Here is a 25,216-nt window from a genome sequence, read left to right as displayed (position 1 = left end):
AAGGTGGTCCTCCGCGCCCGGTGCGTCGTCCTCGGCGGTCCGCGCACGACGTCGCCCCGGCCTCGGATCGCACCGGACGCGCCTCCTGCTGGAGAGCATCCACATCACGAAAGGGACACGACCCCGCCCCCGATCCCGCCTATTTCCCCGCCCGCGGCCTACGATGGAGGAGGCATGACGGCGTGTCGAACAGGAAACCCGCGGGTGAAGTCCCGGCGAACCCTCGACGTCCGAGGGCTGCCGAGCGGACTCGGCACCCCGCATCGAACGGAGAAGACATGACCACGCAGGTAGTCATCCTGGCGGCAGGCATGGGCAGCCGTCTCGGACGCAGCCTCCCCAAGCCCCTCACCGAGCTGAGCGACGGCCGCACCATCATGGGCCAGCAGTTCGACAACATCCGCTTCGGCCTCGGCGACGACGCCAAGGTCAGCATCGTCGTGGGCTACAAGCTCGACCACATCATCGACGCCTTCCCGGACGCCGACTACATCTACAACGAGCAGTACGACCAGACGAACACGTCCAAGAGCCTTCTCCGCGCGCTCCGCGCCTCGGGCCCCGGCGGCGTCCTCTGGATGAACGGCGACGTCGTCTTCGACCCGATGATCCTGCGCCGCGCCGCCGCGATGATCGCCCGGGACCAGTCCTTCGTCACCGTCAACACCTCGCGCGTGTCCGACGAGGAGGTCAAGTACACGACCAGCCCCGAGGGCTTCATCCGCGAGCTGTCGAAGACCGTGAAGGGCGGCCTCGGCGAGGCGGTCGGCATCAACTACGTCTCCAAGGCCGACAAGCCCGTCCTCATCCGCCAGCTGGCCCGGGTCGCCGACCAGGACTACTTCGAGCGTGGAATAGAGTTGGCGATCGAGCAGGACTCCCTGCTCGTCGAACCGGTAGACATCTCCGACCTGTACGCGGTCGAGGTCGACTTCGCGGAGGACCTCGAGAGGGCCAACCTCTTCGTCTAGACCGCCACGGGGATGCTGACGCAGAGGATCCCCGCCGTGCCCGATGCCGCCAGTACCGGTCGCGCATCCCGCACCCCCGCCGCCCGCTACCGCAGGTCGCTCTGGCTGCTGACGACGCGTGACCTCAAGGTGCGCTACTCGACGAGCGCGCTCGGCTGGTTCTGGTCGATCCTCGACCCGCTCGTGATGTCGGGCATCTACTGGTTCGTCTTCACGGTCGTGTTCTCTCGCGACGTCGGCGAGGAGCCGTACATCGTGTTCCTCCTCGCGGCGCTCCTGCCGTGGATGTGGTTCACGGGCGCGACGAGCGACTTCACGAGGGCATTCAGCTCCCAGGCGAAGCTCGTGCGCTCGACCCGCATCCCGCGCAGCATCTGGGTGCTCCGGCTCGTCCTCGCGAAGGGCTTCGAGTTCGTCGCGAGCCTCCCGGTCCTGGCCGTCTTCGCCATCGTCGCGGGCGCGCGCCTCGACGTCCACTTGCTGCTGTTCCCGCTCGCCGTGCTCATCCAGGCGGCGCTGCTCCTCGGCATCGGGCTGATCGTCTCGCCCCTCGTCGTCTTCTTCCGCGACCTCGAGCGCGCCGTGAAGCTCGTCCTGCGCTTCCTGTTCTACGCCTCCCCCATCGTCTACTCGTCGAGCGACCTGCCCGCCGAGCTGCATCCCTGGGCTGCGCTCAATCCCCTCACCGGCGTCTTCGGCCTCTACCGCGCCGCGTTCTTCCCCTCCGAGCTCGACTGGTACGCGGTCGGGGTCAGCGCGGCGATCTCCGCCGGCCTGGTCGTGGTCGGCGCGCTGGTCTTCCGCCGCTCCCTGCCCGCCGTCCTGAAGGAGATCTGATGGAGGCATCGCTCCCGTCGCCGGACGCGCGCACCGTCCTCTCGGTCGACGACGCCGGCATCCGCTTCCGGCGCAACCGGAAGGCCCGACGCAGCTTCAAGGACCTCTTCGCGGGATCGGCGCGGCGCGCGCGACCGGGCGAGTTCTGGGCCCTGCGCCACGTCTCCTTCGAGGTGCGGCAGGGTGAGGCGATCGGCGTGGTCGGCCGCAACGGCCAGGGCAAGTCGACGCTCCTCAAGCTCGTCGCCGAGGTGCTCATCGCCGATGAGGGGTCGATCGGCGTCCATGCCGGCGTCGCTCCACTCATCGAGATCACGGGCGGCTTCGTCAACGACCTCACGGTCCGCGACAACATCTACCTCACGGCGGGTCTCCACGGCATGTCCAAGGCCGAGATCGACGCGCGGTTCGACGAGATCATCGCCTTCGCCGAGATCCCGGACTTCGTCGACACCCCCTACAAGCACCTCTCGAGCGGGATGAAGGTGCGCATCGCCTTCGCCGTGATCTCGCGGCTCGACGAGCCGGTGCTCCTCGTGGACGAGGTGCTCGCCGTGGGCGACCGGGCCTTCCGGGAGAAGTGCTACCACCGGATCGAGGAGATGCTAGCGGAGGGGCGCACGCTGTTCTTCGTGTCGCACAACGAGCGCGACCTCCGCCGCTTCTGCACGCGCGGGCTGTACCTCGACAAGGGCGCGCTCGTGCTCGACGGCCCCATCGACCAGGTCATGGACGCCTACAACGCCGACCACAGCCCGCCGGCTCCGACCGGCGCGTAGGCGGAGGCGCTCCCCTCCTCCCCAGCCCTTCCCTTCCACAGGCCCGCGACCCCGCACGTCGCACGCCGCCCCTACCGTGCACGCATGCTGCGACCGGTCCCGCCCCTGCCCATCCGCCCCGATCCCGAGCCCGCGTACCGCGTGCCCTGGCACTTCGACCGCACGCTCGAGCGGCCGCGCTTCGCGCTGGTCAACGTCGGCGACGAGGTGCTGCACGCCATCTCGTTGCACCTGCTCGGGTCCGGCACCATGCTGTCGCGCGCGCCCGTCACGGTGCGGCCGGCAGAGCGCCTGTCCACCACGATCCGGGGCGACGACCTGGCGCTCGACACGATCCTCGTGGTGCGCTGGTTCCGGCCGGACGGGGGCGAGTACCTGTGGCGGGTCAGCTTCTGATGGGCGTGGTGCCGCGTCGGTCCCGCTCGCGCTCCAGACGGATGAGCTCGGCGGGCGAGTCCCCGTCGTCCTGCGGGAGCATGTCCGCCGTGAGGCCCGTCACCAGGAGCCCCGCGTCCACGTCGAGCCCGCTCGCTATCTTGATGATGTTGCGCAGGCTGGGGTTCCGCTGGCCGCGCTCGATCTTGCCGAGGGCGGTCCAGTGGATGCCCGAGAGCTCCGCGAGCGTCTCCTGGCTGATGCCGATGCGCTGGCGCTGCTCGCGCACGCGGGAGCCGAACTCGGCGGCGGCGTCGGAGACGGTGGTGACCATGGCACATGCTTATCCGTCACATGGAGGAATGACCAGAGCGCCAACGCCCCATGCGCTTGTGCCCGCACCTCCGCGGATAGGTCGATCGCGCTCGCCTCCATCCGCTGGACGACGAGGGGACGAACGGCACAGGTGCCGCGCGTAGGCTCGGAGGATGAAGGACGCCTCCGAGCTCGACCCGGCCGTGGCCACCGGCATCGATCGTCTCCTGTCCGTGCAGCGCCCCGTCGTGCTCGCCCACATCCGCTCGATCCGCGCCCGCCACCCCGACGCCTCACCCGACCGCATCATCGCGATCCTGGAGAAGCGCTTCCTCGCCGCCGTCACCGCCGGTGGCGCGGCCGTGGGAGCGAGCGCCGTGATCCCCGGCGTCGGCACCGGCGTGTCCCTCGCGCTCACGGGGGTGGAGACGGCCGGCTTCCTCGAGGCGAGCGCCCTGTTCGCGCAGTCCATCACCGAGGTGCACGGCATCACCGTCGAGGATCCGGCCCGCGCCCGCGCCCTCGTCATGACGATGATGCTCGGCGCTCCGGGCGCGCAGGTCATCCAGCAGTTCACGGGGCAGTTCTCCGGCCAGCCCGTCGACCGGAACGCCAACTGGGGCCGCGCCATCACCTCGGGCCTGCCCTCGTTCGCGATCGGGCCCATCGCCGACCGCATCAAGCGCGCCTTCATCAAGCGCTTCGTGGTGAACCAGAGCGCGAGCGCCATAGGCCGCGCCGTCCCGTTCGGCATCGGGGCCGTCATCGGCGGCGCCGGCAACCGGATGCTGGGCAGGAAGATCGTCGCGAGCTCCCGTCAGGCCTTCGGACCCGCTCCCGCAGGATTCCCGGACGAGCTTGCGGTGCCGGAGAAGAAGCCGCGCGTGATCCGCGTCGCCGAGAAGAAGGCCGCGAAGGGCTGACGCGACCCGCGGGGACATGGGCGTCGTCGCCCCACCCCGCCGAGCCTCAGGCGTCCTCGTCCTCGTCGTCGACCTGGTCGTCGGACGGCGGACCGTCGCCGCCGTCCCGGGCGTGCAGCGCCGCGTGGCGCTCCCACTCCCCCATGAGGTGGTCGATCGCCCCGTGGAAGCGCGCGGTCGCCGCGCCGGGCGAGGTGTCGCCGAAGTAGTGGCGGACCCATGCGGCGAGCCGCCGATCCGCAGCCGCGTCGTGCTGCAGCGCGTCCAGCCGGGTGACGATGTCGCGCGCATCTTCCGCCGTCAGCCACTCGCAGTCGGAGAGGTAGCCGTCGGTGTCGATCTGGGCCTCCGGCCGGACCGGCCGCGTCACCATCAACGGACGCCCCGCGGCGAGTCGGTCGTAGACCATCGCGGAGATGTCGACGATGGCGAGGTCGGCGGCGGACAGCTGCCAGGCGAGCTCGCGCGAGCGGTCGACGACGTGCTGGGCCGATGGATCCTGCGCGTTCGCCCGCTCGAGCATGGCGGCGATCTCCCGGTTCGCGCGCGCGTACCCGGGATCGACGACGCCCGACCGCGGGTGCGGCCGGTAGACCACCCGATGCCGCCCGGTCGCGATGAGGTCGCGCACCAGCGGCACGCCGTGCGACGCGATGGACCCGTACGCGGCGGCCGCGCGGTCGCCCTCCCATGTGGGTGCGTAGAGGACGACGGTACGGTCGTCGGGCGCGTACGGCAGCTCACCGGAGTAGTGGTCGGCCTGCGGGCGGCCGATGGGGATCGCGCGACGGTCGAGGTCGTAGTCCCAGAGCACCTTGCCGAGACGGGCGCGCGCCGCGTCGCCCGCGATGAGGCTGTAGTCGTACGCCTTGAACTGGTTGGTGGTCATGTACATCTTGTCGGACTCGCCGTGGTTGACGAAGACGTGCCAGCGGCGCCCGTACCGCATCATCTGGAAGTTCCGGGTGTTCTGGTTGACGTAGAGGACGACGCGGATGTCCTGCTCCGCGATGACCCGCTCGAGGTCCGCGACGCGGCGCACGTACTCCACCGGGAGGGGGCTCTCGTCGAGGAGCGCGTTCGCCCCGCTCGGGTGGCGGCTCAGGATGACGACCGGATGCGTGCGCGCCAGCTCGACGAGCGGCCGGTACCACTGCCGGATCTGGTACATGTTCACGGCCGAGTCGGCGAAGTACACGGCGACGCGGTACTCGCCCCGCGGCGAGCGGGCGCGGAGCGCGAGCTTGCGCTGGAGGGTCCCGCGCGCACGGCGCTGCTGGACCAGCGAGCGGACAGCGCGCACGCCGAGGCGAGCGTCGTTCAGGAGACCCATGCCTCCACCGTAGCCAGCGCTCAGGGTGCCTCCGGACGCGCCCCGGCCGGGGGCGCGGAACGGTGTGCGATCGTGACCGAGCGGGGTCGGATCACGATCAGATGACGGGCGGCCTGCCCGCGCGCGTCATGCGGACGACGGTGCTCCACGACATCGGACGACGCGGCCCGGGCGACGTCGTCCACCCCTCGCGCCAGCCGCGCAGCCAGGAGCCGATCCCGTCGCGGTTCCGCGCGGAGCGCAGCAACTGCACCGCGGTCCACGACCCCACGTACACGGGCACGAGCGGCAGCGGCAGGTTGCGCCGGGCGAGCCAGACCCGGTTGCGCGCGGTGAGGCGGTGGTACTCCGCGTGCCGGGTGGGGGCGACGGCGGGGTGGTGGGCGACGAGGTCGCCCGCGTACCAGGCGCGGAGCCCCTGGTCCCAGATGCGCCAAGCCAGCTCGATCCCCTCGTGGGCGTAGAAGAACTCCCCTGCCCAGCCGCCAGCGGCCTCGAACGCGTCGCGGCGGACGACGACGGCGCCCTCCAGCACGGACATGACCGCGCTCGAGCTCGCCGGATCTCCCTTGCGGATGCGCGGGATCCAGCGGCGCGGCGTAGCGGCACCCGTCGGATCGACGATCCGCGGCTGGATGAGCGCGATGTCGTCGCTCCGACGCATCAGCTCGAGGCAATCGGCGAGGAACGATGCGCTCGGCACGGTCTCGTCGTCGTCGAGGAAGAACAGCGTCTCGCCGGTGACGAGCGGGACCCCGGCGTTGCGCCCGGCGGGGATGCCCAGGTTCTCGGGCAGGTGCAGGCCCCGCACGCCGTCGGGCAGGCTCACCGGATCCCAGCCGTTGCCGACCACGACGACGTCGAGGACGACGCCCTGCTGACGCAGCACCGAGGCGAGCGACGCCGCCAGCCCCTCCGGCCGGCGCCCCTGGGTGAGGACGACGACGCCGACGCGCGGGGCGGCGCCCGTCACGCGGACGTCAGCCGACGCGAGGTGACGATCATCACGAAGTGCCCGACGAGCGCCAGCACCGCGAGCGGCAGCAGGACGACGAGATACACCCGGTCGGTCTCCGGCTGACCCGCGACGAGGCCGACGAGCGCGACGACGAAGGTCACGATGGTGAGCTCCACCGAGTGGAACATGCGGTGGAAGGGCAGGAACCGCACGACGCGGCGCGCCGTGGCGATCAGGGAGTGCTGCGACGCGACCGTGCCCGCGCCGACGGGAGCCTTGGGCAGGTCGGCCGACGCCCGCGCAACGCGGACCATGTCGTTCAGCGCCTTGTTCAGCACGATCACGAGCGCCAGGGCGAACGCGAGGGTGGTCCACGGCAGGTCGCCCGGCGCCTCGAAGGGGTACGCGGCGGCGCGGATGCCGAGGGCGAGCGCGATCAGCGTCTCGGTGGAGTAGTGCCCGACGGCGTCGAGGAAGTGGCCCACCGGCGACGACGTGCGGCGCCAGCGCGCCACCTCGCCGTCGCAGCAGTCCACCAGCATCTGCAGCTGGCCGAGGACCAGCGCGAGGGCGGCCCCCGCGATGCCGGGTATGAGGAGCACGGCGGCGGCCGCCCAGCCCGTGAGGATCATGACGACGGTGACCCCGTTCGCGCTGATCCTCGTCCGCAGCAGCAGCCAGGTCAGGTACGGAGAGAGGTCTCGGAGGTAGAGGTGCGCCGTCCAGTGCTCGGCGTTGGCCCGCAGGCGCACCTCGGGCGGCTGCGTCACCCGCCTCAGCTCCGCGATGGACGAGGGCAGGCCGCGGTCGCCGGTGCCGGGAGCGGCGCTCATCGGCCCGTGTGCCCGTCGAGGTCGTCGGTGAGCTCGAGGAAGCCGAGGACGAAGCCGGTGCCCCAGCTGAAGTGGATGGACGGCAGGACGGCGGCGAACCGCAGCATCGTCGCCGCGCCGTCCCGGGAGGCCACCGAGACGGTGCTCACCAGCACGAAGCCGGCGTACACGCCGGGGACCACGAACGCGCCGACGAGGCGACGCAGTCCCGGCATCCCCAGCGCGGCGCCCACGAGACCCGCGGTGCCGAGGAGGAGCCCCGCGGCCACCCCGGCGACGGCGACCGGCGGCACGAAGTACCGCACGGAGTTCTGCCGCGTGTAGCGTCGCGCGAGCTCGCCGCGCCACAGTCCGGTCGCGAAGAACTGGCGGATGAGCGAGCGGAACGTGGAGCGCGGGCGGTAGGTGACCTTCATCCGCGGCGTGAACCACACGAGGCCGCCGCTCTGCCGGAGGCGGCGGTTGAGCTCCCAGTCCTGGCCGCGTCGCACGCCCTCGTCGAAGAGGCCGACCTCCACGAGACGCTCGCGACGGAAGGCGCCGAGGTAGGCGGTCTCCGCCGGCCCCTCCTTGCCGCCCACGTGATGCGCGGTGCCGCCGAGCCCGACGCGGGCGCCGTACGCGCGGGCGACGGCCTTCTCGAACGCCGTGCGCCCCTCGGCCGACATGAGACCGCCGACGTTGTCGGCGCCCGTGGCCTGCAGGGTCTCGACGGCGATGCGCGTGTAGTCGCGCGGCAGGAGCGAGTGCGCGTCGACGCGGATCACGATGGGATGGCGCGTGGCGCGGATGGCCGCGTTGAGGCCGCCGGGCGTCGATCCCGTGGGGTTGTCGACGCTCGTGATGCGCGGATCGGCCCGTGCCATCTCCCGGACGACCTCGGTCGTGCCGTCGGTGCTCGGACCGAGGGCGAGCACGACCTCGAAGTCGCCGGCGTAGTCCTGCTCCATCATGCTGTCGACGGCGGCGCGGATGTGGGCCGCCTCGTTGAGGATCGGCATGACGTACGAGACGGCGGGGAGATCGCCGGGGCTGCCGGCGACGGGGTCTCGTCGCGGGTGATGCGCCATCTGAGCCGATCTCTTGAGGGAGGTGCGGCCGGGGCCTGTCGGGGGCCGAGCCTCGCAGGAGTTTACCAGCCTCCCCGTCGGTCGCCCGCCGGTCGGTGACGACGAGGGGCGGACCGGCACCAGCCGATCCGCCCCTCGTGACGCTCCGGACTACTGCTGCAGCGTGCCGAGCGTGACGTCCACCTTCTGCTTCTGCCCACCGCGGATGACGGTGAGCTCAGCAGCGCTGCCGCCGGCGAGGGCCCGCACCTGAGCGGTGAGGTCGCTCGCCTTGCTGATGGGGATGCTGCCGATCGCGGTCACGATGTCGCCCTGCTTCAGCCCCGCCGCAGCAGCCGCGCCACCGCTCTGGACCTCGGCGATGAACGCGCCGCCGACCGGGGTCGTCGAGTCGCCGCTGGCGACGTCGCGGACGCTCGCCCCGAGGAGCCCGTGGGACGCCGTGCCGTTCTGGATGATCTCCTGGCCCACGCGCTTCGCGAGGTTCGACGGGATGGCGAAGCCTACGCCGATGCTGCCGGCGGTGGAGCTGGTGCCGCCCGCGTTCGCGATGGCGACGTTCACGCCGATGAGCTTTCCGTCGCCGTCGAGTAGCGCACCACCCGAATTGCCAGGGTTGATGGCCGCGTCGGTCTGGATCACCGCGAGGTTGATGTTCGCCGAAGCCTGGCCCTGCGCACCCGAACCGCCCTGGCCGCCGGAACCGCCCTGGCCGCCCTGGCCCTCGTTCCCGAAGGGCCAGAAGTTGAACGGGGTCTCGTCGCTCTGGCTGCCGTCGCCCGGTGTCGCCGGGGCTGCCGAGGACGCGACCTGGATGCTCCGGTCGAGCGCGCTGACGATGCCGTCGGTGACGGTGCCGGACAAGCCGAGAGGGGCGCCGATGGCGATGGCGGTGTCGCCGACGTTGAGCTTCGACGAGTCGGCGAACTCGATGGGCGTGAGACCGCCCGCGTTGTCGAGCTTGATGACGGCGAGGTCGACGACGGGATCCGTGCCGACGAGCTTCGCCGTGTAGAGGGCCCCGTCCGCGGTCTTCACCTGGATGGTGGCGTCGCCGGTCTGGCCGTCGAGCGTCACCACGTGCGTGTTGGTGAGGATGTAGCCGTCGCTGGAGAGCACGACGCCCGAGCCCGTGCCGCCGGCCTGCGCACCGGCCACCTCGATGGTGACGACCGAGCCGGACACCTTGGCGGCGACGGCCGTGATGGGCGTCGCGTTGTCCGGGTCGTTGACCGTGATGTTCGCCGGGGACTGGCTGACCGACTCGGTCGAGGCGTCGTCGTGCGCGATGGCCCAGGTGGTGAGACCGCCGGCGGCACCGCCGATGAGGGCCCCGACGGCCAGCATGGCGACGAGGGGCAGTGCCTTGTTCGGCTTCTTCTTGGGAGGAGCGGTCGCGGTGTCGCCGACCGGCTCGGATTCCGCCGCCGCAGCACCACCGAGAGGCGCGGTCGCCGCGTGGTCGGTCGGTGCTGCCGTTCCGTAGGCGAGGGTGTCCCGCTGATCCGGCGTGGTCGGCGCGGGGTGGGACGCGGCCGCGGGGCCGGCGGGCGCCGGCCAGGCCGGTCCTTCGTCGCGCGACTGAGGGGCATCGGACGACGTCGCACCCGTCGAGGAGCCCTCGGCTCGGCCGGCTGCCTCGCGGCCGCCCTCGTGCTCGTCGTCGCCGTGGCTTGTGTCGGTCATCGGTGGTGCTCCTCTCAGGTCATGCCAGCATTCAGGGCGAGTCTGGGCGTTCCCTATGGCCGCCCTGACAGGGCACCGCCGCCGGACCTCGGGAGGCACGGGCGGTTCGGGACCGGACACGCTCAGCTCACGAGCTGGCTCGAGCGTACGCGGCGACGATGTTCCTGCCGCCGGTCACGCCGTGAGACTCGCCGCCCGCGACCCCGCGCGCTGTCGGAGGAATCTCACGGGCATCCGGGGCCGGCGTCCCGCTCCCCGCACGCACCCCCGACCAACACCGTCGACCCCTGCAGCACGCGGATCGTCACCGGGCCGACCTGCACCGGCAACGTGCCCGCGATCTGCTGCCACCCACCCCCGTCGAACCGGTAGCTGGGCGAGTACGCGATCGTCAAGGTCACCTGCCGGTCACCGACGCTCGGATACACGTGGCTCGTGTCCGTCGCGGTGAAGTCCTGCTGTCCCAACTCACGCCACGACGCGCCCGGACCCACCACCGTCGTCGACGTGCCATCGCCGTGATCCCACGCGAACGACACCGGCACGAACCGCACCTGCGCCGGACGCCCCAGCAACACCCCGTCCACCACCTGCGGCGTCGCGTCCGTGAACAGGTTCACCGGCGCCCCCACGATCGCCCACCCGTTCGGCTGCGACCGGATCGACGCATCCCGCGGCACGAACTGCGCCACATCCGCAAGTGACACCGCCGGAACCGCCGCCACGACCGGCACCGGATCCGCCGGCTTCGACGGTCCCTTCGCCGGCGGCAAGAACGCATGCTGCCCATCCGAACACTGACCCCCACCCGACAGACGCGCGCTCGGAGCGCACGGCACATCCACATCCGCCGCCATCCGCCCCCGCGGCACCAGAGGCGGCACCAGCGGCGTCACGACAGTGATCGCGGGCGGTTCCGATTCCCCTCCGAGGGTCGAGTGCTGCGACTCGGGCGGGCGCCCATCTTGGGCCCTCACCGAGACGCCGTTCCCCTCGATCTCACCGGACGCGCAGCTGCCCACGCTTCCCGACGACTGCCCGCATGAAGCCGCGAACGCTCGGGCGGAGGAGGGAAGCCCGAGCACCACGGATGAAGCGACAGCAGCGGCGACGAGGACAACCGTCACCCGCATGCTCGAACCGATTCATTGCGGAGGGAATCGCTGATGCGCCACAAGCCGTCCGTGGACCTCTTGGCCTTCATCTGCAGCGATAGGCGGACATCGCGGCTCGGAGTGACGTCGTTGCCGCTCTGGTCGAGTATTCGGATGCCGCTCACGTCCAGGCAGGCCTGAGCGACCATGAAGTCACCCTGCGCGTCCGAACCGTGGCTGGTGACCGCGAAGGCCGACTCCGTCGCCTTGCCGACGCCGTGTTGGCCCTTCCCCTGGGTGTCACGCACAGACGAGATCTCGCCTTCGAGGGCATCGCCGGTGAGGAGGCCAGCGAGCACCTCGTCCGTCTCCTGACTCTGATCCAGGCTCACGTAGCGCATGAATACATCCCGGAATTCCGCCTCGTCCTGCTGCTCCTGCGTGAGCGACGGGGTCGGGGCGGGTGTGGGCGCCGGGGACGTTGAGGCGGCGCATCCGGCGAGCAGGTGGCAGGAGGCGATGACGGCCGCCGATGCGGCGACCGCTCCCACTCGTCGTCGCAGGGGGATGCGCGGTCGGTCGTTCAAGGTCGTCTCCCCCGGGCCGTACGGATCCCGCGCGAACAGGCAGGCACGAGAGCGCCGGGCATCGCGGGTCCAGGAAAGGTAGCCGGGGTCGCGGAGCGCGGACCTCATCGCTCCACACCATCCCGGGCGCGTTCTGCGCCGCCGCCTGTGGAGGACGAGCAGGCGCGGGATGATGGGATCATGAGGATTCCCGGCGCGTGGGTGCGCGCGGCCCGTGGGGCGATGCTGCTGACGCCCGACGGGATGCCGGGCACCACCGTGTTCGCGGAGATGAGCGCGCTGGCCGCCTCGACCGGCGCGATCAACCTCGGTCAGGGCTTCCCCGACGAGGACGGGCCCCGCGAGGTGCTCGAAGCCGCCCGTGCCGCCATCTCGGCCGGCATGAACCAGTACCCGCCCGGGCGCGGTACGCCCGAGCTGCGGGAGGCGATCGCCGCGCACCAGGCGCGCTTCTACGGCCTCGCCGTGGATCCGGACACGGAGGTCCTCGTCACCGCCGGCGCGACCGAGGCCCTCTCCGCCACGCTGCTCGCGCTGGTCGAGGAGGGCGACGAGGTCGTGACGCTCGAGCCGTTCTACGACGCGTACGGGGCGCTCATCTCGCTGGCCCGCGGGATCCACCGGACCGTGCCGCTTCGCGCCCCCGACTTCCAGCCCCGGCTCGACGACCTCCGTCGTGTGATCACCGACCGCACCCGCGTGATCCTCCTCAACGACCCGCACAACCCCACCGGCACGGTGCTCAGCCGCGAGGTGCGGGAGCTCGTGGTCGAGCTGGCCGTCGCGCACGACGCGGTGATCGTCACGGACGAGGTCTACGAGCACCTCGTCTTCGACGCGCCCCACGTGCCCATCGCGACGCTGCCCGGGGCACGCGAGCGCACGGTGACGATCTCCTCGGGCGGCAAGACGTTCCGCACCACGGGGTGGAAGGTCGGCTGGCTGACCGCGCCCGCGCCGCTCGTGTCGGCGATCCTCGCGGTGAAGCAGTTCCTGACGTTCGTGAACGGGGCCCCGCTCCAGCCCGCCATCGCGACCGGCCTGGCGTTGCCCGACGCGGTGTACGCGGAGATCTCGGACGACCTCCGACGGAAGCGCGACGTCCTCGCGGCGGGGCTGACCGCGGCGGGCTTCCGCATCCACCTGCCCGCCGCCGGGTACTTCATCGTCGCGGACGCGGCCCCGCTCGGCTTCCCCGACGCCCGGGAGCTGTGCCTGCGCCTCCCGGAGCTGGCCGGCGTCGTCGGCGTGCCGCTGTCCGCCTTCTGCCATGCGCCGCTCGCCGCGGAGCACGCGTCCCTCGTGCGGTTCGCCTTCTGCAAGCGGATCGACGTGCTCGAGGAGGCGGCGAGGCGGCTCGGCGCGCTGGCGACAGGGACCGCCTGAGCCGGCACCCTGGTACCAGCCTCCCGCGCGAGACGGGGGCCGGAGGGGGGACGCCCCCCGACAACCCCGCCCCTAACGTTGCTTCCGCGGGCGCTGGGCCCGCGCAACCACCCTGAGGAGGCAGCGCGCATGATCGTCGCTGAGAACCTGACCAAGCGCTACGGCGCGAAGACCGCCGTGGACGGCGTGAGCTTCACCGTCCAGCCGGGCATGGTGACCGGATTCCTCGGTCCGAACGGCGCCGGCAAGTCCACCACGATGCGCATGATCGTGGGTCTCGACCGCCCCACGTCCGGCACGGTGACCGTCAACGGCCGCCGCTACCGCGACCTCCAGGCCCCGCTCCACGAGGTCGGCGCGCTCCTCGACGCCAAGGCCGTCCACACGGGCCGCTCCGCCTACAACCACCTGCTCGCGATGGCGGCCACGCACGGGATCCCGCGCTCGCGGGTGGACGAGGTCATCGAGATGACCGGCCTCCAGCCGGTCGCCAAGAAGCGCGTCGGCGGCTTCTCCCTCGGCATGGGACAGCGCCTCGGCATCGCCGTCGCTCTCCTCGGGGACCCGCGCACGCTGATCCTCGACGAGCCCGTCAACGGCCTCGACCCCGAGGGCGTCATGTGGGTGCGCAACATCACCCGCTACCTCGCCGGCCAGGGACGCACCGTCCTCCTCTCCTCGCACCTCATGAGCGAGATGGCGCAGACCGCCGACCACCTCATCGTCCTCGGGCGCGGTCGCGTGCTCGCCGACGCTCCCGTCGCGGCGGTCGTCGCCGGGGCCACGAGCGCCATCGTCCGCGTCCGCTCCCCGCACGCCGACCAGCTCGGCCAGGCGGTGGCGCGACCGGAGGTCGTGGTCACCAGCGTCGAGCGCGACGTGATCGAGATCACCGGCCTCACGGCCGCTCAGGTCGGCGACGCCGCGATGTCCGCCGGGGTCGTGCTGCACGAGCTCACGCCCGTGACCGCGTCCCTCGAGGACGCCTACCTGTCGCTCACGCAGGGCGACGTCGAGTACCACAGCGCCGCAGTCGGCACGACCGAGCAGGAGATCGCACGATGACCGCCACCAGCACGACCTACGCGCCCGCACCGGTGACCACGGGCCGGCCCACGCTCCCCCGCCTGATGCGCTCCGAGTGGATCAAGCTGCGGACGCTGCGCTCCACCGTCTGGTGCTTCGCCCTCGTCTTCCTCCTGCTCGCCGGCTTCTCGGCGCTCTTCACGCCCTTCGTCGTGGACCAGCTCCGGACGCAGCTGTCCCTCCCCGGCGTCCCCGCGACGGACCTGCTCCTCCAGGTGGGGCTCAGCGGCGTCACCCTGTCGATGCTCGTCGCCGGCGTGCTCGGCGTGCTGGTGATCAGCGGCGAGTACTCGACCGGCATGATCCGCTCGTCCTTCAGCGCCGCGCCGCGCCGCCTGGGCGTCATCGCCGCCAAGGCGATCGTCTACACGGTGGTGACGTTCGTCATCACCGCGATCGCGGTGGCCGCCGCGCTCCTCATCGCCCGCGGGTACTTCGCGTCCGCCGGCGCCGAGGTCGACGTGCTGGACGGCGACTTCCTGCTCGCGGCCCTCGGCGGCGTGCTCTTCGTCGTGCTCATCGGCCTGATGGGCTTCGGCTTCGGACTGCTGCTGCGCAACGGCGCGGCGGGGATCGGCGCCCTCGTCGGCCTCGTGCTCGTCGTGCCGATCGTCGGCCAGCTGCTCGGCGGCGTGCTCGACTGGGTCGCCGATCTCGCGCCGTACTTCCCGCTCAGCGCCGGCAACCGGCTCTACAGCATGGCCACGGGAGCGCCCGGTGAGCTCGAGTTCTGGCAGGCGCTGCTCGTCATGGTCGGGTGGGTCGCCGTGATCCTCGTGCCCGCGATGATCCTCGCCCGGAAGCGGGACGCCTGATCGACGCGGGACGGAGGGCGCCGTTGGGCGCGGCGGACACCGCCGCGCCCGACGGCGTCCGCCTGCCCACCCCGCCGGGCGCCTTCCGCGGCTGGATGGCCCGGCACCCGCGAACGGTCGACGCGGTCATCGCCATCGCGTTCACGCTGCTGTCGGTGAGCGCGGCCCCCGTCGTCGGGAGCAGATCCCCCGGTCTCGCCGGAGGCGTGGTGCTGGCAGCGCTCAGCGTCCTGACGGGCGTCGCCCTCATGCTCCGCCGAAGCCGGCCCGTGACGGTCCTCGCCGTCTCGGGGGCGGCGGCCGCCGCGGGTGCCCTCGTGTCCGGCGCCTTCGACGGCGGCGCCGTCCCGCTCGCGCTCTACGCGCTGGCCGTCTACGGGTCCGCCCGGCACGCGTGGATCGGGTTCGGCGGCGTCGCCGTCCTCATCGCGGTCGTCGCGCCGTCGACGGCGGGCGAGGGGCCCATGGCCCTGTCGATCGCCACCATGCTGCTCATCAACCTGATCCTCCCGCTCATCGCGACGCTCATCGGCATCAACGTGGGAGGGCGCAAGCGCTACGTCGAGGCGCTCCGGGACCTCGCCGTGCAGCTCGCCCGCGAGCGCGACCAGCAGGCGCGGCTCGCCACCGCGGCGGAGCGGACGCGGATCGCGCGGGAGATCCACGACATCGTCGCCCACGGGATCACCGTCATGGTGACGCTCGCCGACGGGGCGGCCGCGAGCGCCGTCGCCCGACCGGAGCTCGCCCGCGACGCGATGCGCGAGGTCGCCGAGACCGGTCGCACCTCCCTGTCCGAGATGCGCCGCATGCTGGGCGTCCTCGCCGAGGAGCCCGGCGCGGGCGACGCCGTCCCGCCGTCGCTCCGCGCGCCCCAGCCCGGGCACGCCGACCTCGCCGCGCTGGTCGACTCGTTCCGCTCCACCGGCCTCCCTGTCCGCTTCACCAGCACGGGCACGCCTCCCGACGACCCGGGACGGCAGCTCGCCGTCTTCCGCGTCGTGCAGGAGTCGCTGACCAACGTGCTCCGGTACGCGCCGAACGCCGACCGGGTCGAGGTGAAGCTCGACCACCGGCCGGAGGAGATCATCGTCGAGGTCACGGATGACGACCTCACGGGCCCCGTCGTGCCGCCCGTCCCCGGCAGCGGCCGCGGCCTCGTGGGCGTCGCGGAGCGCATGGCGGTGTACGGCGGCACCGCGACCGCCGGACGACGCGAGGCCGGCGGCTGGCGTGTGCTGGCCACCATGCCCAGCGGGCTCCACGACGTGCGTCCCGGTGACGCGCGCCGGACCGCCGACCCCATCGACCGCACCACCCGCGCCCAGGAGGACCGATGACCGACAGCAGCACCCCCGTCCGCGTGCTCATCGTGGACGACCAGGCGCTCGTGCGCATGGGCTTCCGCATGGTGCTCGACGCCGAGCCCGGGATCGAGGTGGTGGGCGAGGCCGCCGACGGCCGCGCGGCCGTGGAGCGCACGGGCGCCCTCGCCCCCGACATCGTGCTCATGGACGTGCGGATGCCCGGGATGGACGGCATCGACGCCACCGCCGAGATCGTCGCCCGGCACCCGGCGACGCGCGTCATCGTGCTGACCACGTTCGACCTCGACGAGTACGCGTTCGCCGGGCTGCGCGCCGGCGCGAGCGGGTTCCTGGTGAAGGACACGCGGCCCGAGCACCTGATGGAGGCGATCCGCGCGGTCGCCGACGGCGACGCCGCCATCTCGCCCCGGGTCACCCGGCGCATGATCGAGCTGCTCGGCCCGACGATGCCCGCGACGGGCGGCGCGGCCGGCACGGGCGAGGGCGCCGCCGACCCGCGCCTGCGCCCGCTGACCGCGCGCGAGCTGGAGGTGCTGACGGCGCTGGCCGAGGGGCTCACGAACCAGGAGATCGCGGGCCGCCTGTACCTGTCGGAGTCGACGGTGAAGACGCACGTGGGCCGGGTGCTCGCGAAGCTCGAGGTGCGGGACCGCGTCCAGGCCGTGATCCTCGCGTACGACTGCGGACTCGTGCGGCCCGGTGCATGACGCGGCGCGAACGAGGTCGCCGGCGAACCGCCCGGCGGGAGAGGATGGACGCTCCGGCCGCTCGCCGGGACGACCCCACAGGAGCGCGATGACCACCACCGCCGCGGACGCGCGGGCCTCCCGCCTCCTCCCCGCCGCTCGCCGCGCCGCCGACCCGCCCGCGGGCGACCCCGGGTCGGGCACGCGCACGGTATCCGACACCAGCCTGCTCGAGCGCGCGTCGACCCCGCCGGTGTGGAGCTGCGTGGTCTGGAACGATCCCGTCAACCTCATGACCTACGTCTCGTACGTGTTCCGCAGCTACTTCGGCTTCCCCCGCGAGCGCGCCGACGAGCTCATGCTCCGCGTGCACGAGGACGGCCGGGCGGTCGTCGCGACGGGGATCCGCGAGGAGATCGAGCGCCACGTCCTGGCGATGCACGTCTACGGCCTGTGGGCCACGCTCGAGCGGGTGGACGCGTGAGGGCCTTCCGCGCGCGCCCCGACGGCACGGTGGCCGCGCACCTCGAGCCGCACGAGGTCGCCATGCTGCGCGGCCTGCTCGGCGAGCTCCGCGGGATCCTGGACGAGGGATCCGCGCCCGGCGGCGCCACGGACGGCGCCGCACCCTCCCCCGTCGTCGAGCGCCTGCTGCCCGACGCGTACCCGGACGACATCGAGGCCTCCGCCGAGTTCCGGCGGTTCACGGCGGCGGACCTCAGCGAGGCGAAGGCCGCGAACGCGACCGCGGTCGAGGCGACGCTGGCGGAGGCCGACGCGCGCGGAGCCGGCCGACGCGGACTCCTCGTGGTGCTCGATCCGATGGGCGCGCAGGCCTGGCTCCGCACGCTGAACGACCTGCGGCTCGCGATCTCGGTGCCGCTGCGCATCGACGAGGCGGACGGCTGGCGCGACGGCGCACCGCAGGAGAGCGCGAGCCTGTACGACTGGCTGACGTTCGCCCAAGGGTCGCTCATCGAGGCCGTCGACCGCTGAGCATCGGCCCGCGCCGCCCGCCGGCCGGCTCGGCGGCGACCGACGGCGAGCATGATGGAGGGGACCCGCGGATCAGCCGGCCCGACGGGTCCCGTCCGCAGGAGAGGAGCAGCATGCGCGTCGTCGTCATCGGAGCGACCGGGAACCTCGGGACCGGGGTGCTGCGCCGCCTCCACGCCGCGGGCGCGGAGATCGTGGGCGTCGCCCGGCGAATGCCCGACGCGTCCCTCGAGCCCTACTCCGAGGTCACCTGGCGCCTGGCCGACATCGGCGCGGCGGGCGCGGTCTCCGGGCTCGCTGCCACCATGCGGGGCGCCGACGCGGTGATCCACCTCGGATGGGCGCTGCAGCCGAACCACCGCGAGCGCGTGATGCACCGCACCAACGTCATCGGCACGGCGCACGTGCTCGAGGCCGTCGCGCAGGCGGGCGTCGCGCAGGTGGTCGTCGCCTCGTCGGTCGGCGCGTACAGCGCGGCGCCCAAGGACCGGCCGCGGGACGAGACCTGGCCCACCGGCGGGATCCACACCTCCCACTACTCCCGGCACAAGGCCGAGAACGAGCGCGCGATGGACGCGTTCGAGCAGGCGCACCCGGAGGTCGTGGTGACGCGCATGCGACCCGGGCTCGTGATGCACGACGAGGCCGCCGCGGAGATCGCCGGGCTCTTCCTCGGGCGCTGGATCCCCACGCGCTGGCTGGGACTGGCCACCCGCACCCCGGTGCTGCCGCTCCCCCGCGAGCTGGTGTCGCAGGTGGTGCACAACGAGGACGTCGCGGACGCGTTCTGGCGCGCGGTGGAGCGGCGGGCGCCCGGCGCGTTCAACGTCGCTGCGGATCCCGTCGTGGATCCCGCGCTCGTCGGCCGCCTGCTCGACGCGCGCGTCGTGACGGTGCCGCTCCCGGCGCTCCGCGCGCTCGTGTCGGCGAGCTGGCGGCTGCGCGTGCAGCGGACGGATCCGGGCTGGATCGACATCGCCGCGAACGTGCCCGTGATGTCGACCGATCGCGCCCGCGAGGTGCTGGGCTGGGTGCCGACGCACACGGCGGAGGAGGTGCTGGTCGAGTTCGGCCGCGCCTTCGTGCACCGCAGCGGGCGCGAGGGCTCGGCACCGCTCGCCGGATGACCAGGGACGCCGAGTTCGTCGCGGCGGCCCTCGAGCGGGAGGGCGCGTGGTACCGCGCCGAGGCGGAGCGCGAGCGGCTGCGCTCCGACCTGGAGTTCGTAGGTGCGTCCGTCGGTGCCGTGCGCGGGACGGTCCGCGACCTCGGCCGGCGGCGGCCGGGCATGACCCGGGACGAGGCCGTCGCCCTCGCGTCCGAGCTGTGGCGATCGCGGGTGTACGAGGAGCGCCTCGCGGCCGTCGTGCTGCTGCAGGAGCACGTCGACCGCCTCGACAACGGCGACCTGACGCGCATCGAGGGCTTCGTGCGGGACGCGCGGCTGCGCGCGCTCGTGGATCCGCTCGCCCTCGACGTCGTCGGTCCGCTCGTCGAGCGGCTGGCCGGTGCCGCGCGCACCCGGGCCGACCAGGCGCTCGACCGCTGGGCGGGCGAGGGGGACGTGTGGCTCCGCCGGGCCGCCCTGCTGGCGCCGACGCGACCGCTCCGGGCCGGCGGCGGCGACTGGGACGGGTTCCTCCGTCGCGCCCGCACCGCGCAGGCGGCTCCTCGCGGCGGGCACGACGTGGTGCGCGAGGCGGTCGAGGGGGGTGCGGGAGGTCGTGCGCGAGACGCGGCCTGATCTCGCCTGACGCCCCCGCTCCCCGCGGGTACGTTCGGGACATGACCTTCGACGACGACGCCCGCATCGACAGCAGCAAGGTCACACGGCGTCGCGGCGGCAGGGGACGCACGACCGGCATCGCGGCCGGCGGCGGCGGGCTCCTGGTGGTGGTCGCGGTGATCCTCGTGCAGCAGTTCACGGGCGTCGACCTGTCGCAGCTCGTGGGCGGGGCGGGCGGCTCGGGGACGGCCGGGTCGTCACAGGAGCAGGACGAGGCGATCGAGGGCTGCACGACCGGCGCGGAGGCGAACGCGAGCGTCGAGTGCCGCATGGCGGGCGCGGCCGACTCGCTCGACACGTACTGGAGCACCGCGGCGGCCGAGGTCGGCATCGCCGACTACACGCGACCGGACTTCTCGCTGTTCTCCGCGGCGACGAGCACCGGATGCGGCGAGGCGACGAGCGCCACCGGCCCCTTCTACTGCCCGCCGGACCGGCGCCTCTTCGTCGACGTCACGTTCTTCGACGAGCTGCGCACGCGCTTCGGCGCCTCGGGCGGGCCGCTCGCGCAGATGTACGTCGTCGGGCACGAGTGGGGCCACCACATCCAGCAGCTGTCGGGCGCCTTCGACCGCGCCGACCGGAGCGGGACGGGACCGGACTCCGACTCCGTGCGGCTCGAGGTGCAGGCCGACTGCTACGCGGGCGCATGGGTCGGCGCGGCCTCCGAGGTGCGGGACGACACGGGGACCGCGTTCCTCGAGCCCGTGTCCGCGGCCGAGGTGGCGGACGCGCTCGACGCCGCGGCCGCCGTGGGCGACGACCGCATCCAGGCCCAGTCGGGCGGCGGGGTGGATCCGGACACCTGGACGCACGGATCTGCCGAGCAGCGCCAGCGCTGGTTCGAGGCCGGTCGCGCGGGCGGCCCCACGGCGTGCGACACGTTCTCGGTGCCGGGCAGCGCGCTCTAGGCCGCGCGCGCCGCCGTCACTCCGCGCCGGGCGCGGGCGGATCCGTGCGGAAGCCGACCAGCCGGTGCGTGCCGTCGCAGTAGGGCTTGATCGAGGAGACGCCGCAGCGGCAGAGCGCGACCGTGCTGCGCGTCCGCGGGACCGGGCGGCCCTCGGGATCCACGATCTCGAAGTCGCCGCGGACGAGCAGCGGCCCGTCGGGGTACGCGATGATCCGCGCCGGCTCGGAGGCGGACGACCGGGCAGGCGCGGGGACGGCGGCGGCGCTGGGCGCGCCGGGGACGGGCGCGGCCGCGTCACCCGCGGACGGCGCGCTCACGCGGCGACCACGGCGGCCGTCGATCCCTCGCGCAGCGACGACCGCCCGGCCTGCCAGCTCGCCAGCACGTGCGCACCGACCCAGCCCTCGACCTCGAGGCACGCGGCCGCGCCGAACAGCACGTCGTCGAGCAGCTCCGGCTCGGACTCGACGAGCCCGCCCGCGAGGTCGTGCGCCGCGATCTGCTCGTGCACGGCGTCGGCCTCGACGTGCTCGTCGTAGTACCAGGCGACGTCGTCGCCGAAGCCGAGGCGGCGGATCCCGCTCGCGTAGAGGCGGCTGGGCACGCTCGACGTCATCTCGAACGCCGCGAGGTGGCCGACGATGGCGCCGCGGAGGCGCCGGTGCAGGCCGAACAGCGACATGGCGTTGGAGGACGCGAGCGTGATCGCGGGCACGTCGTCGAGGTACGCGCCGTAGCGCTCGTCGAGGCCGACGCCGCGGAGGGTCGCGCCGAAGATCGTCGCGTGGACGCGCTCGGGTCGGCCGCCGCCGTACTCGTCGGCCTGGATCTCCACGAGCGCGGCCTTGGCGCGACCGCGGAGTCGCGGGATCGCCCAGGAGTGCGGGTCGGCCTCGCCGAGCGTGTAGATCGAGCGCTGCACCAGGAACTCGCGGAGCTGCTCGACGCTCGCCTTCCGCGCCACGAACCGCGAGAGGGACGGACCGGAGTCGGCCGAGGTGAGCGCGAAGAGCGCGGCGGCGACGCCCGCGGACGTCGGCTCCGGGCGCTCGGGAACGGCGATGCGCTCGCGCAGGGCGGCCTCGAACGCGCGCTCGAGGATCCCGCGGACGGCGATCAGCCGCGGGTCCCACTCGCGGTCGTCGTCCACCCCCTCGAGGCCGGCGTGGTGCAGCTCGTAGAGGCAGAACAGGGAGAGCTGGACGTCGTCGTCGCGGACCACGTCGTCCGTGGCGGCGAGCGCCTCCGCGGCGAGCGCCGCGAGGTCGGGGGCGGAGGCGATCGCCCGGGCGTCGCGGGAGGTGCCGGCGGCGGCGGATCCCGTCCCGGCCGGGGAGGAGGATCCCGCGACGAGGTCGGCGAGGAGCGCCGCGCTGAGCGGCCCGCGCGCGGCGGGGAGGGGCGAGGGGAGGGTGCTGGCCGCTTCGTGGGCGGTCGCGAGCAGATCGGTCATGCATCCACCCTCCTCCGCCCCCGGCCGGCGCGGCCGGGCGTGTCGCGGTCTCCCCCGGACAGCGGTGAGGCATGTCGCCCGCGCCGAGCACGATGCGGCCGCCGTCCGCGCATCCGGGATACTGCGGGGAGGCCCGCGCCCGGCGGGCGAGGCCCACGCGAGGAGGTGCCCATGCGACGCGGCACCAACCTGCCCGCCATCGGCGGCTACAACCGCACCGTCGTGCTCGACGCGGTGCGCCGCGCGGCCGAGGGCGCCAGCCGCTCCGAGGTCGCCGAGCGCACGGGCCTCAGCGCGCAGACCGTGACCAACGTGACCCGCCGACTCATCGACGAGGGGCTCGTGCGCGAGGGCGGCACCGTGATCCGCGGGCCCGGCAAGCCGCGCACGCTCCTGCACCTCGTGGCCGACGGCCGCTTCGCGGTGGGCGTGCACGTGGATCCCGCGGTCATCACCTCCGTGCTGCTCGACCTCGAGGGCACGGTGCTCCGGCACGTCAGCAGCCCCACGCCGTCCGCGTCCCGCCCCGACGAGGTGGTGGCGCTCGTGGCCCGGCTCGTCGACGGGCTCATCGCCGACGCGGGGGTCGACCGCCAGGCCGTGCTCGGCGTCGGACTCGCGGCGCCTGGCCCCATCGACGTCGGCGCGGGCCTCGTGCTGGATCCCCCGATGCTCCCCCGCTGGCGTCACGTGCCGCTGCGCTCGGCCCTCAGCACCGCGACCGGCCTGCCGGTGCTGCTCGAGAAGGACGTGACCGCGGCGGCCGTCGCCGAGCTGTGGTTCGGCCCCGGGGATCGCCGCCACCTCGCGTTCGTGTACTACGGCACGGGCTTCGGCACCGGGCTCGTGCTCGGCGGCGAGCCCGTGCGGGGAGCCAGCTCCAACGCCGGGGACGCCGGGCACATCATGGTCGCCTCGCGCGGCAGGCGCTGCACGTGCGGGCGCGTCGGCTGCGTGGGCGAGCTGATCACCCCGCACGCGCTCGTGCGCCTGGCGGTCGAGGGCGGCGTGCTCGGGGCGGGCGACGTGTCCGACGCGGCGCTCGCGGAGTCCGCGGCGAGCGGCGACGCGGTCGACATGCGGCTGATCGGCGAGGCCTTCCACGCGCTCGCGGCCCGCGCGGACGCGGAGGACGGGCCCGCCCGCCGGATCGTGGAGGCCGCGGCCCGCCACCTCGCGCGCGCCATCGTGATCCAGGTCAACCTGCTCGACGTCGACGAGGTCGTCTGCGGCGGGCCCTTCTGGCACCCCATCGCGCGACTCGTGCTCGAGACGCTGCCCGAGGAGGTGCGGCGGTCCCCCGCGCTCATCGCCAAGCACCCCGTGCGGGTGGTCGAGTCGGCGGTCGGCGAGGACGTCGCCGCCGTGGGCGCCGCGTGCCTCGTGCTGGACAACGCGTTCTCGCCGCGTCCGTCGGCGATGCTCATCCGGGGCTAGCCGCCCGCGCTCCACGCCGCCGCCGCCGGACCGTCCCGCGCCCGCCCGTCCTCCCGCCGCGCCCCGAGACCGGATCGTCACCATGATGTCTTGACATGGATTAGTCCATACGTTTGGCTAACCCTCGACGGTCCGCGACGACGCCGACCGTCCGAGCCAGTGGAGCAAGGGAGCACCATGACGAATCGAACGCCTCGCCGCAGAACGCGGGCCCGCGTCCTCCAGATCACGGCGGCGTCCGTCGCCGCCCTCCTCCTCGCGACCGGCTGCTCGGGCGGCGCGGGCGGCGGGGACGACGGCACGACCATCAAGGTCGCGTACCAGAAGTTCGGCACGTTCACCCAGATGGACGCCCACATGAAGGAGACCGCGAAGACCTTCGAGGCCGCGAACCCCGGCATGAAGGTCGAGTTCGTGCCCATCGCCGCGCAGAACGACGACTACTTCACGAAGCTCGCGCTGATGAACCGCTCGGCCTCCACCGCCCCGGACGTGATGTACGAGGACACCTTCAAGGTGAAGTCCGACGCGGCCGCCGGCTACCTCCTCCCCCTCGACGACCAGGTCGCGAAGTGGGACGACTGGTCGAAGTTCTTCGACTCCGCCAAGCAGGCGGGCGTCGGCGAGGACGGCAAGGTGTACGGGATCCCGATGGGCACCGACACGCGCGCCCTCTGGTACAACAAGGACCTCTTCCAGAAGGCCGGCCTCCCGGTGCCGTGGGAGCCCAAGACCTGGGACGACGTCCTCGACGCGGCGAAGACCATCAAGCAGGAGATGCCGGACGTGATCCCGCTCAACGTCTACTCGGGCAAGCCGCAGGGCGAGGGCGCGACCATGCAGGGCTTCGAGATGCTGCACTACGGCACCCCCACCGGCACCCTGTACGACGACTCGACGAGCAAGTGGATCACGGGCTCGCAGGGCTTCGAGGACTCGCTCGGCTTCATCCGCGACGTCTACCAGGGCGGCATCGGCCCGAAGCCCGAGGAGGCGCTCGACACCAACATCGGCACCATCGTCGCCGGCCAGTGGATCCCCCAGGGCAAGCTCGCCATCGACCTCGACGGCTCGTGGCTGAGCGGCACCTGGCTCGACACGGGCACGAACCCGTGGCCCGAGTGGAGCGACGTCATGGGCCAGGCGCCCATGCCCACGCAGGACGGCCAGGCCCCCGGCGCGGTCAGCATGTCCGGCGGGTGGACCCTCGCGGTCGGCGCCAAGACGAAGGTCCCCGACAAGGCGTTCGAGTTCATCGCCGACGCGCTCGACAAGGACGGGTCGCAGTCGTACGACATCGCGGCGAGCCAGATCGCGGTCCGCAGCGACGTGGCCGAGGACCCGGAGTACGTGGCGTCCAACCCGACGTTCGAGTTCTTCTCCTCGATCGTCGACAAGACGCACTTCCGCCCCGCGACCACCGACTACAGCCGCATCTCCAACGCGATCACGGTCGCGATGGAGTCGGTGATGACCGGCCAGCAGACCCCACAGGAGGCCGCGGCCGCCTACGACCAGGCCCTCGTCGGCATCGTCGGCGAGGACGGGACGCAGAAGGCGAAGGGCTGA

General features: G+C 73.0%; 27 protein-coding genes. 17 read left to right on the top strand and 10 right to left on the bottom strand.

The features are described from left to right. Positions 1-278: 278 nt before the first annotated feature. From K0V08_RS02135 to K0V08_RS02120, 4 genes are all read left to right on the top strand, one after another. A complete protein-coding gene (locus K0V08_RS02135; protein ID WP_012037974.1) occupies positions 279-971 on the top strand; it encodes a phosphocholine cytidylyltransferase family protein in 693 nt (230 codons plus the stop codon). A gap of 36 nt (positions 972-1,007) precedes the next feature. Beyond that, a complete protein-coding gene (locus K0V08_RS02130) occupies positions 1,008-1,808 on the top strand; it encodes an ABC transporter permease (RefSeq protein ID WP_172404016.1) in 801 nt (266 codons plus the stop codon). Beyond that, positions 1,808-2,587: an ABC transporter ATP-binding protein gene (locus K0V08_RS02125; RefSeq protein ID WP_079532696.1), complete on the top strand. Its 780-nt coding sequence runs from the start codon at positions 1,808-1,810 to the stop codon at positions 2,585-2,587. The genes K0V08_RS02130 and K0V08_RS02125 overlap by 1 nt, the downstream gene beginning before the upstream one ends. Positions 2,588-2,671: 84 nt before the next feature. Next, a complete protein-coding gene (locus K0V08_RS02120; protein ID WP_012037971.1) occupies positions 2,672-2,983 on the top strand; it encodes a hypothetical protein in 312 nt (103 codons plus the stop codon). Here the strand turns inward: K0V08_RS02120 and K0V08_RS02115 are convergent. Next, positions 2,973-3,296 (bottom strand): helix-turn-helix domain-containing protein, encoded by a 324-nt coding sequence (locus K0V08_RS02115; protein ID WP_012037970.1) that lies wholly within the window; start codon positions 3,294-3,296, stop codon positions 2,973-2,975. The two genes, K0V08_RS02120 and K0V08_RS02115, sit on opposite strands and share 11 nt — an antisense overlap. A 154-nt stretch (positions 3,297-3,450) precedes the next feature. On the opposite strand from K0V08_RS02115, the gene K0V08_RS02110 reads away from it, so the two are divergent. Then, positions 3,451-4,200: a hypothetical protein gene (locus K0V08_RS02110; RefSeq protein ID WP_012037969.1), complete on the top strand. Its 750-nt coding sequence runs from the start codon at positions 3,451-3,453 to the stop codon at positions 4,198-4,200. 46 nt (positions 4,201-4,246) lie between these two features. On the opposite strand, the gene K0V08_RS02105 is transcribed toward K0V08_RS02110, so the two are convergent. The 7 genes from K0V08_RS02105 to K0V08_RS02075 all read right to left on the bottom strand — a co-directional run bounded on the left by K0V08_RS02105 (position 4,247) and on the right by K0V08_RS02075 (position 11,869). Beyond that, a complete protein-coding gene (locus K0V08_RS02105) occupies positions 4,247-5,533 on the bottom strand; it encodes a hypothetical protein (RefSeq protein WP_079532693.1) in 1,287 nt (428 codons plus the stop codon). A 97-nt stretch (positions 5,534-5,630) separates the two neighbouring features. Next, on the bottom strand, positions 5,631-6,506 hold the full coding sequence (locus K0V08_RS02100) for a glycosyltransferase family 2 protein (protein ID WP_079532690.1): 876 nt from the start codon (positions 6,504-6,506) through the stop codon (positions 5,631-5,633). Then, a complete protein-coding gene (locus K0V08_RS02095) occupies positions 6,503-7,324 on the bottom strand; it encodes a CDP-alcohol phosphatidyltransferase family protein (protein WP_012037966.1) in 822 nt (273 codons plus the stop codon). Before K0V08_RS02095 ends, K0V08_RS02100 begins: the two co-directional genes overlap by 4 nt. Next, a complete protein-coding gene (locus K0V08_RS02090) occupies positions 7,321-8,394 on the bottom strand; it encodes a glycosyltransferase family 2 protein (protein ID WP_012037965.1) in 1,074 nt (357 codons plus the stop codon). Before K0V08_RS02090 ends, K0V08_RS02095 begins: the two co-directional genes overlap by 4 nt. Positions 8,395-8,544: 150 nt before the next feature. Further along, positions 8,545-10,080 carry a S1C family serine protease gene (locus tag K0V08_RS02085; protein WP_079532688.1) on the bottom strand — a complete coding sequence of 512 codons (1,536 nt, stop codon included), beginning with the start codon at positions 10,078-10,080 and terminating at the stop codon, positions 8,545-8,547. A 224-nt stretch (positions 10,081-10,304) separates the two neighbouring features. Next, positions 10,305-10,853 carry a hypothetical protein gene (locus tag K0V08_RS02080; RefSeq protein ID WP_228510681.1) on the bottom strand — a complete coding sequence of 183 codons (549 nt, stop codon included), beginning with the start codon at positions 10,851-10,853 and terminating at the stop codon, positions 10,305-10,307. 350 nt (positions 10,854-11,203) lie between these two features. After that, positions 11,204-11,869, bottom strand: coding sequence for a hypothetical protein (locus K0V08_RS02075; RefSeq protein ID WP_227335166.1), 666 nt, complete (start codon positions 11,867-11,869; stop codon positions 11,204-11,206). A 72-nt stretch (positions 11,870-11,941) separates the two neighbouring features. On the opposite strand from K0V08_RS02075, the gene K0V08_RS02070 reads away from it, so the two are divergent. The 10 genes from K0V08_RS02070 to ypfJ all read left to right on the top strand — a co-directional run bounded on the left by K0V08_RS02070 (position 11,942) and on the right by ypfJ (position 20,755). Beyond that, positions 11,942-13,147 carry an aminotransferase class I/II-fold pyridoxal phosphate-dependent enzyme gene (locus tag K0V08_RS02070; RefSeq protein ID WP_079532682.1) on the top strand — a complete coding sequence of 402 codons (1,206 nt, stop codon included), beginning with the start codon at positions 11,942-11,944 and terminating at the stop codon, positions 13,145-13,147. Positions 13,148-13,276: 129 nt separating this feature from the next. After that, the gene (locus K0V08_RS02065) at positions 13,277-14,212 is read left to right on the top strand and encodes an ABC transporter ATP-binding protein (protein ID WP_012037960.1); all 936 of its coding nucleotides are present in this window, start codon (positions 13,277-13,279) and stop codon (positions 14,210-14,212) included. Continuing rightward, complete coding sequence (locus K0V08_RS02060; RefSeq protein ID WP_012037959.1) at positions 14,209-15,048, top strand: ABC transporter permease subunit; 840 nt, start codon at positions 14,209-14,211, stop codon at positions 15,046-15,048. Before K0V08_RS02065 ends, K0V08_RS02060 begins: the two co-directional genes overlap by 4 nt. Before the next feature lie 23 nt (positions 15,049-15,071). Then, complete coding sequence (locus K0V08_RS02055) at positions 15,072-16,388, top strand: sensor histidine kinase (protein ID WP_228510680.1); 1,317 nt, start codon at positions 15,072-15,074, stop codon at positions 16,386-16,388. Continuing rightward, positions 16,385-17,083: a response regulator transcription factor gene (locus tag K0V08_RS02050; protein ID WP_012037957.1), complete on the top strand. Its 699-nt coding sequence runs from the start codon at positions 16,385-16,387 to the stop codon at positions 17,081-17,083. The genes K0V08_RS02055 and K0V08_RS02050 overlap by 4 nt, the downstream gene beginning before the upstream one ends. Positions 17,084-17,171: 88 nt before the next feature. Continuing rightward, positions 17,172-17,546 carry an ATP-dependent Clp protease adapter ClpS gene (gene clpS / locus K0V08_RS02045; RefSeq protein ID WP_079532679.1) on the top strand — a complete coding sequence of 125 codons (375 nt, stop codon included), beginning with the start codon at positions 17,172-17,174 and terminating at the stop codon, positions 17,544-17,546. Beyond that, the gene (locus K0V08_RS02040; RefSeq protein ID WP_012037955.1) at positions 17,543-18,058 is read left to right on the top strand and encodes a DUF2017 family protein; all 516 of its coding nucleotides are present in this window, start codon (positions 17,543-17,545) and stop codon (positions 18,056-18,058) included. Before clpS ends, K0V08_RS02040 begins: the two co-directional genes overlap by 4 nt. Positions 18,059-18,171: 113 nt before the next feature. Continuing rightward, a complete protein-coding gene (locus tag K0V08_RS02035; RefSeq protein ID WP_012037954.1) occupies positions 18,172-19,185 on the top strand; it encodes an NAD-dependent epimerase/dehydratase family protein in 1,014 nt (337 codons plus the stop codon). Beyond that, positions 19,182-19,802 (top strand): DNA alkylation repair protein, encoded by a 621-nt coding sequence (locus tag K0V08_RS02030; RefSeq protein WP_128516946.1) that lies wholly within the window; start codon positions 19,182-19,184, stop codon positions 19,800-19,802. Before K0V08_RS02035 ends, K0V08_RS02030 begins: the two co-directional genes overlap by 4 nt. Before the next feature lie 41 nt (positions 19,803-19,843). Next, positions 19,844-20,755 carry a KPN_02809 family neutral zinc metallopeptidase gene (ypfJ, locus tag K0V08_RS02025; protein WP_079532676.1) on the top strand — a complete coding sequence of 304 codons (912 nt, stop codon included), beginning with the start codon at positions 19,844-19,846 and terminating at the stop codon, positions 20,753-20,755. 16 nt (positions 20,756-20,771) lie between these two features. Here the strand turns inward: ypfJ and K0V08_RS02020 are convergent, their stop codons facing one another. After that, the gene (locus tag K0V08_RS02020) at positions 20,772-21,074 is read right to left on the bottom strand and encodes a CDGSH iron-sulfur domain-containing protein (RefSeq protein WP_012037951.1); all 303 of its coding nucleotides are present in this window, start codon (positions 21,072-21,074) and stop codon (positions 20,772-20,774) included. Then, on the bottom strand, positions 21,071-22,210 hold the full coding sequence (locus K0V08_RS02015; RefSeq protein ID WP_012037950.1) for an iron-containing redox enzyme family protein: 1,140 nt from the start codon (positions 22,208-22,210) through the stop codon (positions 21,071-21,073). Before K0V08_RS02015 ends, K0V08_RS02020 begins: the two co-directional genes overlap by 4 nt. Before the next feature lie 171 nt (positions 22,211-22,381). On the opposite strand from K0V08_RS02015, the gene K0V08_RS02010 reads away from it, so the two are divergent. Together K0V08_RS02010 and K0V08_RS02005 are read left to right on the top strand one after the other, a co-directional pair. Then, entirely contained in the window at positions 22,382-23,647 is a 1,266-nt protein-coding gene (locus K0V08_RS02010; RefSeq protein ID WP_079532673.1) for an ROK family protein, read from the top strand. Positions 23,648-23,824: 177 nt separating this feature from the next. Beyond that, positions 23,825-25,216 (top strand): extracellular solute-binding protein, encoded by a 1,392-nt coding sequence (locus tag K0V08_RS02005; RefSeq protein WP_012037948.1) that lies wholly within the window; start codon positions 23,825-23,827, stop codon positions 25,214-25,216.

Origin of the sequence: Clavibacter michiganensis (assembly GCF_021216655.1) — a bacterium.
Classification (GTDB): domain Bacteria; phylum Actinomycetota; class Actinomycetes; order Actinomycetales; family Microbacteriaceae; genus Clavibacter; species Clavibacter michiganensis.
This window is presented reverse-complemented; position numbering and strand designations above follow the sequence as displayed.

Bases quoted from the DNA above. Each gene is read 5' to 3' on its own strand.
- K0V08_RS02135 (WP_012037974.1), top strand. From the start codon at position 279: ATGACCACGCAGGTAGTCATCCTGGCGGCAGGCATGGGCAGCCGTCTC.
- K0V08_RS02125 (WP_079532696.1), top strand. From the start codon at position 1,808: ATGGAGGCATCGCTCCCGTCGCCGGACGCGCGCACCGTCCTCTCGGTC.
- K0V08_RS02120 (WP_012037971.1), top strand. From the start codon at position 2,672: ATGCTGCGACCGGTCCCGCCCCTGCCCATCCGCCCCGATCCCGAGCCC.
- K0V08_RS02115 (WP_012037970.1), bottom strand. From the start codon at position 3,296: ATGGTCACCACCGTCTCCGACGCCGCCGCCGAGTTCGGCTCCCGCGTG.
- K0V08_RS02110 (WP_012037969.1), top strand. From the start codon at position 3,451: ATGAAGGACGCCTCCGAGCTCGACCCGGCCGTGGCCACCGGCATCGAT.
- K0V08_RS02105 (WP_079532693.1), bottom strand. From the start codon at position 5,533: ATGGGTCTCCTGAACGACGCTCGCCTCGGCGTGCGCGCTGTCCGCTCG.
- K0V08_RS02095 (WP_012037966.1), bottom strand. From the start codon at position 7,324: ATGAGCGCCGCTCCCGGCACCGGCGACCGCGGCCTGCCCTCGTCCATC.
- K0V08_RS02090 (WP_012037965.1), bottom strand. From the start codon at position 8,394: ATGGCGCATCACCCGCGACGAGACCCCGTCGCCGGCAGCCCCGGCGAT.
- K0V08_RS02085 (WP_079532688.1), bottom strand. From the start codon at position 10,080: ATGACCGACACAAGCCACGGCGACGACGAGCACGAGGGCGGCCGCGAG.
- K0V08_RS02075 (WP_227335166.1), bottom strand. From the start codon at position 11,869: ATGAGGTCCGCGCTCCGCGACCCCGGCTACCTTTCCTGGACCCGCGAT.
- K0V08_RS02070 (WP_079532682.1), top strand. From the start codon at position 11,942: ATGAGGATTCCCGGCGCGTGGGTGCGCGCGGCCCGTGGGGCGATGCTG.
- K0V08_RS02065 (WP_012037960.1), top strand. From the start codon at position 13,277: ATGATCGTCGCTGAGAACCTGACCAAGCGCTACGGCGCGAAGACCGCC.
- K0V08_RS02060 (WP_012037959.1), top strand. From the start codon at position 14,209: ATGACCGCCACCAGCACGACCTACGCGCCCGCACCGGTGACCACGGGC.
- K0V08_RS02050 (WP_012037957.1), top strand. From the start codon at position 16,385: ATGACCGACAGCAGCACCCCCGTCCGCGTGCTCATCGTGGACGACCAG.
- clpS (WP_079532679.1), top strand. From the start codon at position 17,172: ATGACCACCACCGCCGCGGACGCGCGGGCCTCCCGCCTCCTCCCCGCC.
- K0V08_RS02035 (WP_012037954.1), top strand. From the start codon at position 18,172: ATGCGCGTCGTCGTCATCGGAGCGACCGGGAACCTCGGGACCGGGGTG.
- K0V08_RS02030 (WP_128516946.1), top strand. From the start codon at position 19,182: ATGACCAGGGACGCCGAGTTCGTCGCGGCGGCCCTCGAGCGGGAGGGC.
- ypfJ (WP_079532676.1), top strand. From the start codon at position 19,844: ATGACCTTCGACGACGACGCCCGCATCGACAGCAGCAAGGTCACACGG.
- K0V08_RS02015 (WP_012037950.1), bottom strand. From the start codon at position 22,210: ATGACCGATCTGCTCGCGACCGCCCACGAAGCGGCCAGCACCCTCCCC.
- K0V08_RS02010 (WP_079532673.1), top strand. From the start codon at position 22,382: ATGCGACGCGGCACCAACCTGCCCGCCATCGGCGGCTACAACCGCACC.
- K0V08_RS02005 (WP_012037948.1), top strand. From the start codon at position 23,825: ATGACGAATCGAACGCCTCGCCGCAGAACGCGGGCCCGCGTCCTCCAG.